Consider the following 14,106-nt stretch of genomic DNA (forward strand, 5'->3'; position numbering starts at 1 on the left):
TTTTCGCTTGGAGTATTTACAACTATAGATTGGAAGATGGGATCTTCCAGCTACAGACATAGCTGTATCGATAAAGTTTAAGTAATCGCTTGACATGCCATTAAATCACAGATTTAATGGGAGTTCCAGATTTCCAATCTGGAACAAAACACATTCATCCCCTTTGTGTTTTTGTGGTTAAAATCACATTGGGGACCTCTTCTTATAAAAATAATAATGTATTAGTGGAAGTTAGAGGAAAGGGTTTCTACAGAGCCATTTAATTATAACAGGTGGATAATCATGGTTAATTGTAAATCTATACTAAAGAATCATATTGAAAATGAAGAAATGATGGAAGCTCTTCATGTTCTTGAAAGCAACTTCAAAAGGGACAATGATTTCTTTCTATTAAGAGCCATATTAAGAGAATATGTCTTTGATTTGAATTCTGCATATGAGGATCTGAAGAATTACAATGGGACAAATACTTGTTTGAAAGAGATAACTCAGGCAAGAATTTTGGCAAAATTGGGTTATGTGGATATAGCAAAGTCTTGTCTCAAGAATTATCCTTTAATAAATACTCCTTCATGTCAAATTGATTCTGAAGGCGTACCTTATACACAAGGAATTGTTTATACCTCTTTTGACATGGAACGAATGGGATTTGACCAATTCATTGAGGTTGTAGATGTTTCTCAAGATTTCCCTCTATTTGATTCTTTATTGTATTCCCTATTGGTGTTAGGGGCACATTATACACTTGAATGATTCGGTCTCTCTCCCGATCGGAGCATTTTCCCATTTTCACACCTTTTCTGTATATACACTAACCCCTTAGTGTAAAATATAATTTATAAAGAAAGCGTTTTTTTTGTCCTTTTTGTACAATAAACATATTTATAAATGCCCTAAATATTAATTGGAACAAATAAAATGACAGCACTTTAACCAACAGGTAGCAGCAATAAATAAAAAATAGAAGAACATGTCCCAATCAACAGGACACTTTAATCAATTTTCTTGAACTTAGAAGCTGGGGCACCACAAATTGGACATACGTCCGGTGCACCATTTTCTACAGTATTGCCACAAACTTCACATACGTAATACGCAACTTCTTCATTGTTGCCTGCATTATCAAGGGCTTTTTTGTAAAGTTCGGCATGAATTGCTTCTACCTGATTGGCAACATCAAAACTCCAGACAGCCTTACCGTTACCTTCCTCTTTTGCCTGTGTTATGAATTCTGGATACATTTCCTCAAATTCATAGGTTTCTCCCTCAATGGCCTCCCTGAGGTTTTCCTCAGTACTCTTAATACCATTCATAATTCCCAGATGGTTGTGAGCATGAACGGTCTCAGCTGCTGCGGCAGCCCTGAACAGTTTCGCTATCTGGGAATAGCCTTCTTCATCAGCTTTTTTTGCAAAGGCCAGATACTTCCGGTTTGCCATGGACTCACCGGCAAATGCTCCTTCAAGGTTTTCAAGTGTACTCATAGAATATACTCCTTATTTTGTAACCATACCACCTTATACCTGATACTATGTAAAAATGTACCCCATCCACAAATATAAATAGCACTCTGCCATCCCACCAATCATGGAAAAGAGACCTGATGATGCGCAAATGGCCGCTTTTGAAGCGGGGATCAAACTGGGAGCCCTCTATCACCAGTTCACGGGTTCACCCCTTAACCTGCAAAATGTGGATAGCCTGGAAAAAGCCATTGCTGAAAGTATTTCTGTACAGCCGTTTGTTGAAGAGATCAACGTAACTATAAACAGGGACATTATAGCCGAAGAATTAAATGGTGAATTCGGATACTGCGAACTTGAAGGAAAAATGTTGACAGTGCATCTGGTAGTAATTCACGGAGATATCAGAATCCGGGCATCTATGAAATACAACAAAGAACTGGATTACCCACTCATGAAAATAAATGAGATCGAAAGCCTCTCATAAATAGGTCGAAAAGCCTTCCACTACTCTTTCATTTTGTTCTCTTGTACCTACTGTGACTCTGATAAAGGAATCCCCTGCATCACGGAATGAAGTGCAATCCCTGACAATTACTCCCCTGCGCAACAGGTGGTCGCATACATCCTTTGCACCATGGGGGGCAACGTCCACAAGCATAAAATTAGCTTGGGATTCATATACATTGAAAGGCATATTTACCTTCAAATAATCACGACCATCGATTACCATTTGTTGGCTGGCCTCCCGATGCTTTTTGTCCGAAAGGGCAGCAATACCTGCTGCAACAGCCGGTGCACTTACATTGAAGGGAGTAGCAGCTTTCATGTATTCGACCTTAAGCCAGGCAGGCATTATACCGTAACCAAGTCTTAAACCTGCCAGTCCGAAGGCTTTGGAAAAGGTCCTTCCAACAACAAGATTATCATATTCCCCTACAAGAGATACAATATCTGAGTCTGCAAATTCCACATAGGCCTCATCCACAAAGACCAGGCACTCAACAGAATCCAGCAACCTGCACAGTTCTTTTTCAGCAGTGATATTACCCGTGGGATTGTTTGGGGAACAAATGAAGACTACTTTTGTGTTCTCATTTACAGCAGCAATGACCCTGTCAATATCCACATCAAATTTTTCATTGCGTTTCACAAATACCGGTTGTGCACCACATGCAGTTGCAGATATCTCGTAATAGGAAAAGGTGGGAGTTGTAATCACAACTTCCGAGTCTGCAGATATGAGCATTCTCATCAGGCCGTCAAGTAAACCATCCATACCCGGACCGGATGCCACAATATTGGCCTGGGGCATACCAACATAAGCAGAGATCGCATCCACAAGTTCTCTGGCATCTGCCGAAGGGTAAATATTCACATTACCGGCAGCTTCCTGCAGAGCTCTGACTGCTGCCGGAGAAGGACCCAGAGGATTTTCATTTGACCCTAATTTGATGATTGAATCGGGTTCCAGATTATATTTTTCAGCGATCTCGGCAACCGATTTGCCCGGCACATAGGGAGCTATCGACCTGATCTCAGGTTTTACCAGTTCATAAATTGCCAATTATATCCACCACCGAATCTACCTGTTCTTCGGTTATGACAAGAGGAGGCACCATACGCAGGATATTGCCTGCTGTGCAATTGAGCAGCACACCTTTCCCAAGGCCCGCAGTTACCATCTCCGTACATGAGTCCTTCACACGTACGCCTATCATCAATCCTTTACCCCGGATTTCCAGGAAATCCTCACGGTTTAAACCTTCCAGTTTCTGCACGAAATACTCACCCATAATGCGGGAGCGTTCCACGAGTCCTTCTTTTTCAATTGCATTAATGGATGCCAGGGCTGCTGCACAGGCAAGGGGACCTCCACCAAAGGTTGCGGCATGCTGGCCCTTCTGGAAAACAATATCTCCCCTGCTTGCAATGGCACCCATGGGAAATCCGCCACCCAGTGCTTTGGCCATTGTCATTATATCCGGAGCCACATTGAAATAATCCTTACAGAACCACTTGCCCGTACGCCCGAAACCAGTTTGGACCTCATCGAATATTAACAGGGTACCGGTCTCATCACAGATTTCCCTGACCTCTTTAAGGAAATTTGAGGAAGGAACATTGACACCACCCTCTCCCTGGATGGGCTCCACAATTACAGCTGCTGTATCCGAATCAATGGCATCTGCAATTGCCGGGGAATTATCGTAAGGTACAAAATCAACCCTGCCGGGAAGGGGTTCAAAGGGTTTCCTGTAGGCTTCTTTGGAAGTTACCGCAAGTGCCCCCATTGTCCTGCCGTGGAATGAGCCTTCTGCGGCCACGAAGTTCTTTTTCCCAGAATAGGCACGGGCCAGTTTCATAGCAGCTTCTACGGCCTCGGTGCCGGAATTGCAGAAGAACAGGCGATCCATGCCGGTAACCTGTGACAGCTTTTCTGCAAGGTCAGCCTGTACATCGGTATAATAGAGATTGGATACATGGATGAGTTTGCCTGCCTGTTCCTGTATTGCTTTAACAACTTTGGGGTGGCAATGTCCCACATTGTTTACGGCTATTCCTGCAACGCAATCGATGTACTGTTTGCCGGCAATATCCCATACAAGAGCGCCGGCTCCTTTTTCCAGTGCAATAGGATAACGACCGTAGTTTTGCATAACGTATTTTGAATCTTTCTCTACAATAGAGTTATAAATCTCAGTAGTTTCACTCAAAAAAGAACACCTTTTTATTGTGGTTGGTCTGCTATGTCCAGTTTTATCAGTTCCCTGTCCCGGGCGACCTCTTCTTCTTCACGTATGAAAGTGGTGCCACCGGTGGCTCGCATAACACCATCGACCCTTGAATCCTCATGAATCCTGATAGAGTAAGCATTGATCTCTCCCAGTATATGGGTGCCTTTACCCACTACAACCCTGCCCCGGGAGACAATGTTACCGTGGATGGCATTATTTTCACCGATCTCGATATCACTGGCTGTCCGGATACTTCCATACAAAGTAGTAGCATCGCCCATTTCCAGTGATTCAGCCCTTATATTACCTACGAGCCTGCAGTTATCTCCTATGGTAGCTGCCCCGGGTACCCTGATAGAGTCTGCAGATATACGGGATCCGTTGGGAACTACCATAGCACCATAACTGATCTCTTTTGCTTCCTCTTCAAAGAATTCACTCATAGCCTTTTCTACTTCTTCACCCTTACCCATACGTAGAAGTTCGGAGATATAGAGGAAAATGTAAGTGATTACAGGCACAGGATTACGAACAACTATCCAGCCATGAGCTTCAAACCCTCTGTTGATCTTCACATCATTACCAACATCAAGATCTCCATTAACGAAAAGTTTGCCATCTATATTCACAAACTCGCCAATATAGCCATTTTCGCCACAGCGCACATTGCCACCGATTTTTGACCAGATATCTATGCGAATATCAGACCTGGCAAGTACATCACCTGATACTGATACCCTTTCTCCGATTATAACCGAATCAGCAATTATACCGTAGCGTATATCGGAATGGTTCCCTACTATGATATCCTCATCCAGAACAATATTATGTTCTTCCATTTTCGTATTTGGAGGAATTACAAAGGTTTTCAGGAGCTGGTCGTCTTCGATAGTTTCACCTTCTGAGGAAGTACAATATAATTTACATGCTTATTTTGAATATATATTTAGATTTTGATTGCAGCTACATATCAGCTGCTATTAACCCCAACCCTGACATCAACAGCCGGGCCGTTCTGCATGGCAAGAACTTCTTCAGGGGCAAGTAATAACTGCCCTGTAGCAATAAGATTGTCCTGTTTATCCACAAGCAAAACTTCATCTCCAGCCCTCAGATCGGGGTCTATGTTCTCCACATGCTTGGCAAAGGCAGTTTTGCCTTTTGAGACAAAGGGGATCGCATCCTCACACATCATCACGCGATAGCCCGGTGTTGGAAGATGGGAATGAATCAATGAGGCCCCCTCAATACTTAAAGTGAACATTCCGTCTCTCGCACGTACCGTGGCCATACGTTTCCCTTCGGAAAATATCTGCCTGATTCTTTTGGTACGGGATAACTTGAATGTGATGTCACCGGCAAAGAGAATGTTCCCACACCCCTTCCCGAACTGGTAATCAGCCATAATGCGGACCTGTTTAATACGTGATACCTCTTTTGTCATGGCCATAAAAAAGTACTAGGACATTAAATGAGTAGCGGTGAATACACGAGGATTAATCAAACATTTTAAATATTATAGTCACCCATTGGAATATGAGGAAGCGGAACCTGTCATATGGTTTAATACAGAATTACTGTAACCAAGCAAAACCATTCATCCCCTCAAACAATGTGTTCCCTTCCTCATATTCTCTCAATTTTAACCTTTTACAACACCCAGTGGCATGAGTTTTGCGACCTTACCTGCAATACCAAGCCTGTCAACAACATCCACAACCTCACTGCTGGATTTGTAAACCCCGGGTGCTTCTTCGGCAATGACCGAAGGATGGGCTGCCCTGACAGAGATGCCCTGGCCACTGAGGTCTTTTTGAATCTGTTCTCCCCTGAAAGTGCGTTTCGCACCGGAGCGACTCATTACCCTGCCGGCACCATGACAGGCGCTTCCAAAGGATACATCCATTGCTGACTGCTTACCGCAGAGCACATAGGAGGGGGTACCCATACTGCCGGGGATTAGCACCGGCTGACCTACATCCCTGTAAGCCTGTGGGACATCGGGATGTCCTGCAGGAAAAGCACGGGTGGCACCCTTGCGATGTACATAAACCTGTTTTTTTCCACCGTCTACATCATGTTCTTCCAGTTTGGCGACATTGTGGGCCACATCATAGACCAGATTCAGACCCAATTCATCTGCATCCATATTCATTTGTTGTTCGAACACTTCACGACAGTGGTGCATTATGATTTGGCGGTTGGTCCAGGCATAGTTGGCTGCTGAGGCCATTGCACAGAAATAGGCCTGTGCTTCTTCTGATTGTGCCGGTGCACAGGCAAGCTGTTTGTCAGGCAGGTTAATTTTGTATTTCTCCACTGCACGGGTGAGATTGCGCAGGTGGTCGGTGCATACCTGATGACCCGCACCCCGTGATCCGCAATGGATCATGAAAGTAAGCTGGCCCTGTTTGAGATTAAAAGCTTCAGCCGCGACCGGGTCATATATCTCATCCACATACTGTAATTCCAGGAAATGATTGCCGCTTCCCAGGGTTCCAAGCTGCGGCCTGCCTCTTTTGCGGGCTTTGGCGCTGACCTGTGCAGGGTCGCCTCCTTCAATGCAGCCTTCACCCTCACAGTGGGTGAGATCAGCTTCTACACCATACCCCTGCTCCACAGCCCAGCGGGAGCCATTCGTGAAGATTGCTTCAAGTTCACTTTCCGATGCCCGTATTCGGCTTTTGGAACCCACACCCGAAGGTACGGCCTTGAATAGGGAATCAAGCAGGGCATTGATTTTACCGTCCACATCGGATTTTACCAGATTGGACCTGATCAGACGTACACCGCAGTTGATGTCAAATCCCACACCACCGGGACTGATGACACCTTCCTCGGCATCAAAAGCGGCAACTCCCCCTATTGGGAAACCATATCCTACATGAGCATCGGGCATTGCCATTGAGAATTTCTGTATTCCTGGCAGCGTGGCCACATTGGCTACCTGGTCCACTGCTTCCTTTTCCAGATTGGTGAACAATTTATCTGAAAGATATATCCTGCCCGGTACCCTCATCCCGGGTTTGTAGCCCGTGGGAACTTCCCATATATCATCATCTATCCGTTCAAGTCCTTCTATTTCCAGTCTTTCTGTATCCATCCTATCAAATCCCCTTTTCATGTATCCACTGTAATGCGTACCGTAACTCCTTGTGATGTAATTTGTACACCAAGGTCATTATATGTTACTGCTTTGACTTCGGTGTCAAATACGTGTTTTTCAAGATCCAGAGGTTCACCCTCTGCTTTTGCTGAAAGTAGGTATTCAAGGCCTTTTTTCTCAATCGCAAACACTTCAAATCTACTGAATACAACCATATTAACCTCAAAGAGATAAAGAAGTTCAGAAAGCCAGTCCACAAGGAGGTTTTCCAGATCAGGTGCCTGCAATTCAATATATTCGGTAATCTGGGGATTAATGTCGGAAGTATCGATCATAACGTTAAACATTGCCTGGGCAGCATTTGCGAAGGCTTCTTCTGCGGTGGCCCCAAAGGCTTTGAACCTCGCATCTGCGGTATGTTCGATGAATTCGTATTTTTTCATGAGGATAATCAATTACGGGGAGTAATTTAAATCATGCGTCTGTTTCAGCCCAGGTGTGTGTGGATAAAATGTATACGCTGCAGGGCGGTTACATGGGAAGCAATACCCATAAGGATAAGGGACCAGCCAAGCAGGGTGTAGCCAAATATAGCCTGTGGATATATTATGTGCAAAAGCGACGCTGCCATGATCAGTACAAGACGGTCCGCCCTGCCCATAATTCCACCATAGAATCGACCGATAGATAATGCCTGGGCCTGTGTACCGAGATAACTTGTCAGCAGAATGCCTACCATTGTGAACAGGCCAATACCCCAGCCTGCATATCCCCCGAAGATCAGGCCGCCGACAATAAAAACATCTGCATAGCGATCGACCAGATGATCAAGGAAATCCCCGGCCTTGTCGTTTATGAGGAGATAGCGAGCCATGCTGCCATCCAGCGCGTCAAACAGGGAGTTGAGGACCACAAATATAAGTGCCGCCCCTATCATAAAAATGTTGGACGCTCCCAGGGCATAGCACAATCCTGCGGCTGCAGAAAAAAGCAGGGAAGCAAGTGTTACCTGGTTGGGGGTTATGCCCATGTCTGCAAATATCTTTGCGAGTCTTGATATGGGGCCTGCAAAAACAGGCCTGAAACGGTCCAGGGTCATTGTATAGTCCCCTTAGTTGTTCCTTCCATGATTTAATCTTTTACTTTCATAATGAACTTTTAGCAAGATCATAGTAATAACGCACCTTACAGGTGTGCTCAATCTGGGTAGTATTGATGTAGGCATGGGCCAGGGTCTTTCCTGTAGATATGGTGCCGTGGCTTTTGACGATAACCCCCTCGGATTCTGACAGGGCCTCAGCGGAGTTTGCGGCAAGTTCTTCACTGCCTATGCTGCCTTCCACAATAGGCACATGTCCCAGGAAATGCACACCTTCACTATCCAGTGGCTCAATGCTGCCAGATTCATCCAGCAGTGACATAACTACTGCAAAGGGGCAGTGCCCATGCACGATGCATCCGGCATCAGTTTCCTGATAGATACGCCGATGAACCCGGGTTTCCGACGACGCGAGACTGTCAAATTCACATGAGGTATGGATGGGAACTTCCACCACATTCTCCGCACAGATCTCATCAAGCGGACAACCGCTGCGGGTTATCAACATGCTGTTGCCCCGACGTACACTTATATTTCCAAAATGAGACTCAACAAGCCCGTGATCCACGAGTTTTTTCCCGATTCTTGCCATTTCCTGCCACATAAGAGTTAGATATAGTGCAACCAGCCATAAAATTTATGTGCCATTATGGTATCTATGGGTTGCATTCGATACCATAAGCGCCTCGGTGGCTCAGCCTGGCAGAGCGAGTGACTTGTAATCACTAGGTCGCGTGTTCAAATCACGCCCGGGGCTTTCTACTACAAGTAATAGGCCTTAATCCTTTTATATAGGTTTTTTGATTATTTACCCATACAAGATTAAGGTATTAGATCTGGACTTATACGACCATGAAAAACAAGTTGAAACTGCATTAGGTTAAAGGACCAGATTCAAGTTACTAATTCAATATGGACAGGCATATTTCTTTAGAAATTATTCTATGAGGAATTTTACAAAGGCACCTTTTCTTTCTCTTAATAGCTAACATTGATATTTTAGAGCAAACATGTTATATCGATGCCATTCCAATTACTAATAGTCTAATTTGGGCGTGAAGGGAAACATGATAGATCATGATGAAGTATTTGATACAGTTATAAGGTATGTCACTTTTTCCGTCCTTTATATACTAATAATAGCAATAATTGTAGGATTACTAAAAATTATATATGATGTTGGATATATTATATATGAACTTCTTGGCGGTAATTTCATCCATATAAATTTCATCGACGTAGTTGTTGGCGTTCTTACAATTTTTATTCTTATTGACCTTTTCAGGACTTTCGTTGATTATCGTGAGCATAAACGCATTAGAATTGTCTATATAACGGATGCTACTATTTTGATAGTTATGCGTGAAATAGCAGCTGGAGTTTATGTAAATCGAATCCAATATGAATTTATTTTAAGTTTATCAATCTTACTACTTGTATTGGGCCTAATAAGAATTCTAGCTATAAAATATCCTGCTGATAAAGTATAAGTTTCTGTCCTTGTTATTTGCAGTGCATTAGCAAGTATAGGGCTTTTTGATATAATGTTTCACATACGGGCAAATAATAAATTCTAAGAAGAATTTTTAAAATTATAAATGTCTTTACTTAAAAAAAGAGTAGCCATTTTACTTACAACGATTCTACTGAAAGGACCATTAACAATTAAGTACTGTATGTCAACTACACTCTCACCTGACAAAGGTGCCTTTAAATGAAAAATATAACATTAATTGCCACGACATCTGAAAGCAGGTCTCTCGCTGGGGATTAGTTCTTTTTTTGCAGATTTAAAATCAACTATATTCTTGTTTATTTCAGATATTAAGAATCTGAAGTCATGAAACATTATGCTATAATGTAATCATACCGAAAAACTTTTTTAGTCCATTACCTTTTTACTCTTACTAAATATTCAATGCATAGGGGATATAATATATATTGACAGGAGGATATCTCTTGCCAAAATCATTATGTTGGGGTATATGTCAAAATGATAGAAACCATATGTAATATTGGAAAAACAGTCCAGAATATTGATGGGGAACAGGATATAATTGATTTGTGGCAAAAAGAAGAAGGTGCAGATTATGATTTAATCCTTGAAATAGATGTTTCTGGTGACTCAATTTCGGTAGATTCTAGAGATTTTGAAAAGAAGGTCTTCAGAGATGGATTGCTTTATACACAAGGAAATTGGTTTGTTGGAGCTCTTGTGAAAAAAGATTCTTACAAAGAAAAAAATATAAAAAAATCTCTTGATTTTCTCGATATCCCTGAAGAAAAGTATGATGATATAAAAGACACTCTTGATCAAAAAATAGAAGAGTACAAAGGGTCAAATTTTGTGATTCTTTTCAAGAAGGATGGAAAAACTCCAGTAGATATAGCAAAGGGCAAGTTTTTGGAAGAAATTGAAAAAAATGGCCTGAAAAAAGTCAACTATTCCGGATATTGCCAAATGTGCAACCAATTTGCTGATACATTATATGACAGTATTATTTATAAGTGCTATACCAATGACAAAAATATCTTTTCAAACACCGACGGTTTATCTTATGGCATCTGCTATGATTGCTTAATCAACATTTTAGCGGGTCGCAAATATATCCATAATTATCTGGAAACATGGTGGGGCGGAAGTAAAATGTTGTTCTTGCCTCACGATTATAACAAAGACATAAAAGAGATATTTGAGGACGCGGATATCGGTGATTTAGAGGATCGAAACCTCCTTAATAATATCCGTTATCATGAAGATTTGGTGATGAAACAAATTGGTAAATCCCACACCAATGTAGACATTATATTTTTCTCTTCACAAAAATCAGAATGGAAAATCACATACCATATAAGAGATGTAATGCCTTCTTGTTTTACAAAAATTGCAGAACTTGAGCATAAATATGCGGCTTCAGGTTACAACCTTCAATTGTGGCAGATTTTACTTTATCTTTTGGGCGGGAATTCCAAGATTAATGAAATATTTGGAACTAATGAAGCTAAAAATTACCTTCGTGATATTTTTCATGGCAATAAAATCAATCGAAGAATATTCTTTTCCAGAGCCATGAAAAAATACAGACATGATTATTATGAAGGCTACAAACAAATCTCTTCAATTCATCGGGTGTATAATTTCCTTGTTGATTGTGGATGTTTGAGTAATGGATGGAAATTAGTTGAGAAAAAGAAAGGAGTTTATGAAATGGCAGAATATGAAACTGAAGACCAGTTTTTCGAAGAAAATTCAGAATTCTTTGACAACTCTGTTAAAAAGGCATGGTTCTTGTTAGGGCACTTGTACAATGCCATGATATACGAGTCAAAAAAATACAAAAGTGGTGATGATCTGCAGAATGCAACATCCCATCTTGAAAAGAACTTTTTCTTTGGAAGGAAATTCGATTTCAAGACTTTTGTATATATTGCAAATCAATGTTCAGAATTAATGTATAAGTACGGAGTTCAAAACAAAAAATATCTGAATAATTATCTTTCTTCATCAAAAGAGCTTATGGGAGCAGGGGATGAAAAAATTCCAAATGATGAAGCGAAATATATTTTCTTCTGGGGAATGCAGCAGTGGATCGGAAAACCCAAGGATAATCTAAAAGTTGAAGGAGTGGATGAATGATGGCAAACACACGAGAATACTTACTGGTATGGGATAGCACAATGGCAAATCCTAATGGGGATATGCTTAACGACAATAAGCCAAGACATGATGAAATAACAGGGCAACTTGAAGTCTCAGATGTCAGAATAAAGCGGTTTATTCGTGATGAATGGCAATCTACGGGCCACAATGTACTGGTAAGAACAAAAAAGGATGACAAAGGAAAAGTAATGTCCTGCACCAATTTGATCAAAGAGATAATGAAAAATGCTGATCTAAAAGAAAATGATTTACCAGAATACATTTTGAAGCAATATATTGATGTAAGACTTTTTGGTGCAGTCATAACCAAACCAAAATATGACATTACAGGTCCTTTGCAGGTCATGTGGAGCAAATCCGTAAATCCTGCGGAAATAAAATTCATGCAAGGAAATTCTGCTTATGCGGGTGGGGAAGATAAAAGTCAATCAACGATTTGGTCCAAATATGTAACACCTTATGCTTTGTTTAAAACATATGCAGTTTATAATGACAATGTTGCAAGAAAACAAGGAATTGAAGTAAGTGAAAATGACCTGAGTGAATTTACTACGGCGTTGATTAATGGCCTTATAAATTACAGGAGTACTTCAAAAAACCAGATGCCACGTTTACTGGTGGAAGTGATATATAAGGAACATAGAATAGATGGAGAACTTAATTACGTAGATGTCAATTTTGATACATCTAAAGATGAGGTCAGAGATATTTCCCAGACAACTCTTGATCTTCAAAAGTTAAATGAATATTATGAGTCCAAGAAAGAGTTCATCGATAAGATTGTCATTTATAAGCACAATACGGCCAAAATTGTCAACCTCCCAGAAGAATTTGAAGTAATTAATTTCTAATGAGATGGAGGTTCCTTATGGACTGCTTGGTATTTAGAGTGAAAAGTGGATATGCAAAATTCAGAAAACCATATACCACTACTTCTGCTCTTACTTTTTTATGCATTCATCCACCAGCAATAAAAGGGCTGATTGGAGCAATTGTTGGTATAGATAGGGGCGATCTTTATGAAAGTACAAAAGATATGAGGATTGGTATTCAGGTACTGTCTCCAATTCATAAAGATATGCAGACAATAAAGTTAGTTAGCATGAAAAATGAAAATGACCTTTTTAGCTTTCCAGTTAATGCCGAATTCCTGAGAAACCCTGAATATAGAATTTTTGTATCATGGAGACCAGAGAAACTTGATGAACTGGAAGACCATCTGAAAAATCAGAAACCAGTTTTTACTCCTTATCTTGGTGTAAGTGAACATGTAGCTAAAATTATTTTTGAAACCCGGTGTGAAAGTATACGTACACAAACCCGAAACAATGTGGATAGTATAATTCCAATTAATTGTTTTGATCTTGATCATTGCGATTTAAAAATATTTACTGACAATATTCCAGTTTCAAATAATGAAAAACGGGAATACACTAAATATGAAAAAATAATGTTTGGTTTCAAGAATGATAGGCCATGTGCATTGAAAGGAAATGCTACAGGAGAACTCCATGAAGTTGTCGGACAAAACGTTTTCTTTTTCCAATGAAGATTTCAATTTGAAATCACACCCTCACCAGTCTTTAAAAGAGCATCTTGAGGGTGTTACATCAATTGCTTTAGGTATATTCGATAAGCAAACGGAAAACTCCGAGAAAAGAGAGGCCATAAAAAAGATATGTATGGCACATGATTTTGGTAAAGCAACTTCATTTTTCCAGGACTATATAACTTATGATGAAAAATCATCAAGACAATCCAGAAAATTTGGAACTGAGAAAAATCACTCCTTACTATCTGCTATTTTCGCATACTGGTGGCTTCCAGAACCTTACAAACTAATGGGTTATCTGGCTATAAAGAGACATCATGGAAGTATCAAAAATACTAAAGATGAAACTGAATTATTAGACGAATACGATATTTTGGAAAAACAACTTGCAGCCCAAGTTTGACAGTATCCACTCCTTGCTGAAGAAACCGTCTCCTCTTCCAACCTAAAAATTTCACTTTTTTGTCAGGAAAACCCATTTGACAGT

At 40.9% G+C, this 14,106-nt stretch carries 16 protein-coding genes, 1 tRNA gene and 1 pseudogene; 8 read left to right on the forward strand and 10 right to left on the reverse strand.

Features of this window, described 5'->3' with window-relative positions; all coding sequences use genetic code 11:
* Positions 1-96: pseudogene (locus tag CP947_RS09930) on the reverse strand (IS5/IS1182 family transposase); the annotation flags it as partial.
* Positions 97-282: 186 nt separating this feature from the next.
* Here CP947_RS09930 and CP947_RS09935 point away from each other — a divergent pair.
* Positions 283-753, forward strand: a complete 471-nt coding sequence (locus tag CP947_RS09935) for a hypothetical protein (protein ID WP_096713035.1) — start codon at positions 283-285, stop codon at positions 751-753.
* 239 nt (positions 754-992) lie between these two features.
* Here the strand turns inward: CP947_RS09935 and CP947_RS09940 are convergent, their stop codons facing one another.
* Positions 993-1,484 (reverse strand): rubrerythrin family protein, encoded by a 492-nt coding sequence (locus CP947_RS09940; protein ID WP_096713036.1) that lies wholly within the window; start codon positions 1,482-1,484, stop codon positions 993-995.
* A 103-nt stretch (positions 1,485-1,587) separates the two neighbouring features.
* Between CP947_RS09940 and CP947_RS09945 the strand changes: the two genes are divergently transcribed.
* On the forward strand, positions 1,588-1,950 hold the full coding sequence (locus tag CP947_RS09945) for a dihydroneopterin aldolase family protein (RefSeq protein ID WP_096713037.1): 363 nt from the start codon (positions 1,588-1,590) through the stop codon (positions 1,948-1,950).
* Here the strand turns inward: CP947_RS09945 and hisC are convergent.
* From hisC to CP947_RS09985, 8 genes are all read right to left on the reverse strand, one after another.
* Positions 1,945-3,030 carry a histidinol-phosphate transaminase gene (gene hisC, locus CP947_RS09950; RefSeq protein WP_096713038.1) on the reverse strand — a complete coding sequence of 362 codons (1,086 nt, stop codon included), beginning with the start codon at positions 3,028-3,030 and terminating at the stop codon, positions 1,945-1,947. The genes CP947_RS09945 and hisC overlap by 6 nt on opposite strands.
* Positions 3,017-4,123: an acetylornithine transaminase gene (locus CP947_RS09955; protein WP_243641557.1), complete on the reverse strand. Its 1,107-nt coding sequence runs from the start codon at positions 4,121-4,123 to the stop codon at positions 3,017-3,019. The genes hisC and CP947_RS09955 overlap by 14 nt, the downstream gene beginning before the upstream one ends.
* A 71-nt stretch (positions 4,124-4,194) precedes the next feature.
* A complete protein-coding gene (locus CP947_RS09960; RefSeq protein WP_096713040.1) occupies positions 4,195-5,040 on the reverse strand; it encodes an acyltransferase in 846 nt (281 codons plus the stop codon).
* A 131-nt stretch (positions 5,041-5,171) separates the two neighbouring features.
* The gene (locus CP947_RS09965) at positions 5,172-5,645 is read right to left on the reverse strand and encodes a PUA domain-containing protein (protein WP_096713049.1); all 474 of its coding nucleotides are present in this window, start codon (positions 5,643-5,645) and stop codon (positions 5,172-5,174) included.
* A gap of 198 nt (positions 5,646-5,843) precedes the next feature.
* Positions 5,844-7,304, reverse strand: a complete 1,461-nt coding sequence (locus CP947_RS09970) for an RtcB family protein (protein WP_207891995.1) — start codon at positions 7,302-7,304, stop codon at positions 5,844-5,846.
* Between the two features lie 17 nt (positions 7,305-7,321).
* Positions 7,322-7,750: an archease gene (locus tag CP947_RS09975; RefSeq protein ID WP_096713042.1), complete on the reverse strand. Its 429-nt coding sequence runs from the start codon at positions 7,748-7,750 to the stop codon at positions 7,322-7,324.
* Between the two features lie 44 nt (positions 7,751-7,794).
* Positions 7,795-8,406 (reverse strand): CDP-alcohol phosphatidyltransferase family protein, encoded by a 612-nt coding sequence (locus CP947_RS09980; RefSeq protein ID WP_096713043.1) that lies wholly within the window; start codon positions 8,404-8,406, stop codon positions 7,795-7,797.
* Between the two features lie 46 nt (positions 8,407-8,452).
* Positions 8,453-8,998, reverse strand: a complete 546-nt coding sequence (locus CP947_RS09985) for an aldolase (RefSeq protein ID WP_243641487.1) — start codon at positions 8,996-8,998, stop codon at positions 8,453-8,455.
* Positions 8,999-9,089: 91 nt separating this feature from the next.
* Between CP947_RS09985 and CP947_RS09990 the strand changes: the two genes are divergently transcribed.
* From CP947_RS09990 to CP947_RS10015, 6 genes are all read left to right on the forward strand, one after another.
* A tRNA-Thr gene (locus CP947_RS09990) sits at positions 9,090-9,163 on the forward strand.
* 310 nt (positions 9,164-9,473) lie between these two features.
* A complete protein-coding gene (locus CP947_RS09995) occupies positions 9,474-9,896 on the forward strand; it encodes a phosphate-starvation-inducible PsiE family protein (RefSeq protein ID WP_096713045.1) in 423 nt (140 codons plus the stop codon).
* Positions 9,897-10,399: 503 nt separating this feature from the next.
* Complete coding sequence (locus CP947_RS10000) at positions 10,400-12,043, forward strand: TIGR02556 family CRISPR-associated protein (protein WP_096713046.1); 1,644 nt, start codon at positions 10,400-10,402, stop codon at positions 12,041-12,043.
* The gene (gene cas7b / locus CP947_RS10005; protein ID WP_241645968.1) at positions 12,040-12,918 is read left to right on the forward strand and encodes a type I-B CRISPR-associated protein Cas7/Csh2; all 879 of its coding nucleotides are present in this window, start codon (positions 12,040-12,042) and stop codon (positions 12,916-12,918) included. The genes CP947_RS10000 and cas7b overlap by 4 nt, the downstream gene beginning before the upstream one ends.
* Before the next feature lie 17 nt (positions 12,919-12,935).
* Positions 12,936-13,616: a type I-B CRISPR-associated protein Cas5b gene (cas5b, locus tag CP947_RS10010; protein ID WP_096713047.1), complete on the forward strand. Its 681-nt coding sequence runs from the start codon at positions 12,936-12,938 to the stop codon at positions 13,614-13,616.
* 10 nt (positions 13,617-13,626) lie between these two features.
* Complete coding sequence (locus CP947_RS10015) at positions 13,627-14,022, forward strand: CRISPR-associated endonuclease Cas3'' (protein ID WP_165868969.1); 396 nt, start codon at positions 13,627-13,629, stop codon at positions 14,020-14,022.
* The last annotated feature ends 84 nt before the right edge of the window (positions 14,023-14,106 follow it).

The sequence above is a fragment of the Methanohalophilus euhalobius genome (assembly GCF_900215215.1).
GTDB classification, from domain to species: Archaea; Halobacteriota; Methanosarcinia; order Methanosarcinales; family Methanosarcinaceae; genus Methanohalophilus; species Methanohalophilus euhalobius.

Bases quoted from the DNA above. Each gene is read 5' to 3' on its own strand.
- CP947_RS09935 (WP_096713035.1), top strand. From the start codon at position 283: ATGGTTAATTGTAAATCTATACTAAAGAATCATATTGAAAATGAAGAA.
- CP947_RS09940 (WP_096713036.1), bottom strand. From the start codon at position 1,484: ATGAGTACACTTGAAAACCTTGAAGGAGCATTTGCCGGTGAGTCCATG.
- CP947_RS09945 (WP_096713037.1), top strand. From the start codon at position 1,588: ATGGAAAAGAGACCTGATGATGCGCAAATGGCCGCTTTTGAAGCGGGG.
- CP947_RS09955 (WP_243641557.1), bottom strand. From the start codon at position 4,123: ATGCAAAACTACGGTCGTTATCCTATTGCACTGGAAAAAGGAGCCGGC.
- CP947_RS09960 (WP_096713040.1), bottom strand. From the start codon at position 5,040: ATGGAAGAACATAATATTGTTCTGGATGAGGATATCATAGTAGGGAAC.
- CP947_RS09965 (WP_096713049.1), bottom strand. From the start codon at position 5,645: ATGACAAAAGAGGTATCACGTATTAAACAGGTCCGCATTATGGCTGAT.
- CP947_RS09970 (WP_207891995.1), bottom strand. From the start codon at position 7,304: ATGGATACAGAAAGACTGGAAATAGAAGGACTTGAACGGATAGATGAT.
- CP947_RS09975 (WP_096713042.1), bottom strand. From the start codon at position 7,750: ATGAAAAAATACGAATTCATCGAACATACCGCAGATGCGAGGTTCAAA.
- CP947_RS09980 (WP_096713043.1), bottom strand. From the start codon at position 8,406: ATGACCCTGGACCGTTTCAGGCCTGTTTTTGCAGGCCCCATATCAAGA.
- CP947_RS09985 (WP_243641487.1), bottom strand. From the start codon at position 8,998: ATGGCAAGAATCGGGAAAAAACTCGTGGATCACGGGCTTGTTGAGTCT.
- CP947_RS09995 (WP_096713045.1), top strand. From the start codon at position 9,474: ATGATAGATCATGATGAAGTATTTGATACAGTTATAAGGTATGTCACT.
- CP947_RS10000 (WP_096713046.1), top strand. From the start codon at position 10,400: ATGATAGAAACCATATGTAATATTGGAAAAACAGTCCAGAATATTGAT.
- cas7b (WP_241645968.1), top strand. From the start codon at position 12,040: ATGATGGCAAACACACGAGAATACTTACTGGTATGGGATAGCACAATG.
- cas5b (WP_096713047.1), top strand. From the start codon at position 12,936: ATGGACTGCTTGGTATTTAGAGTGAAAAGTGGATATGCAAAATTCAGA.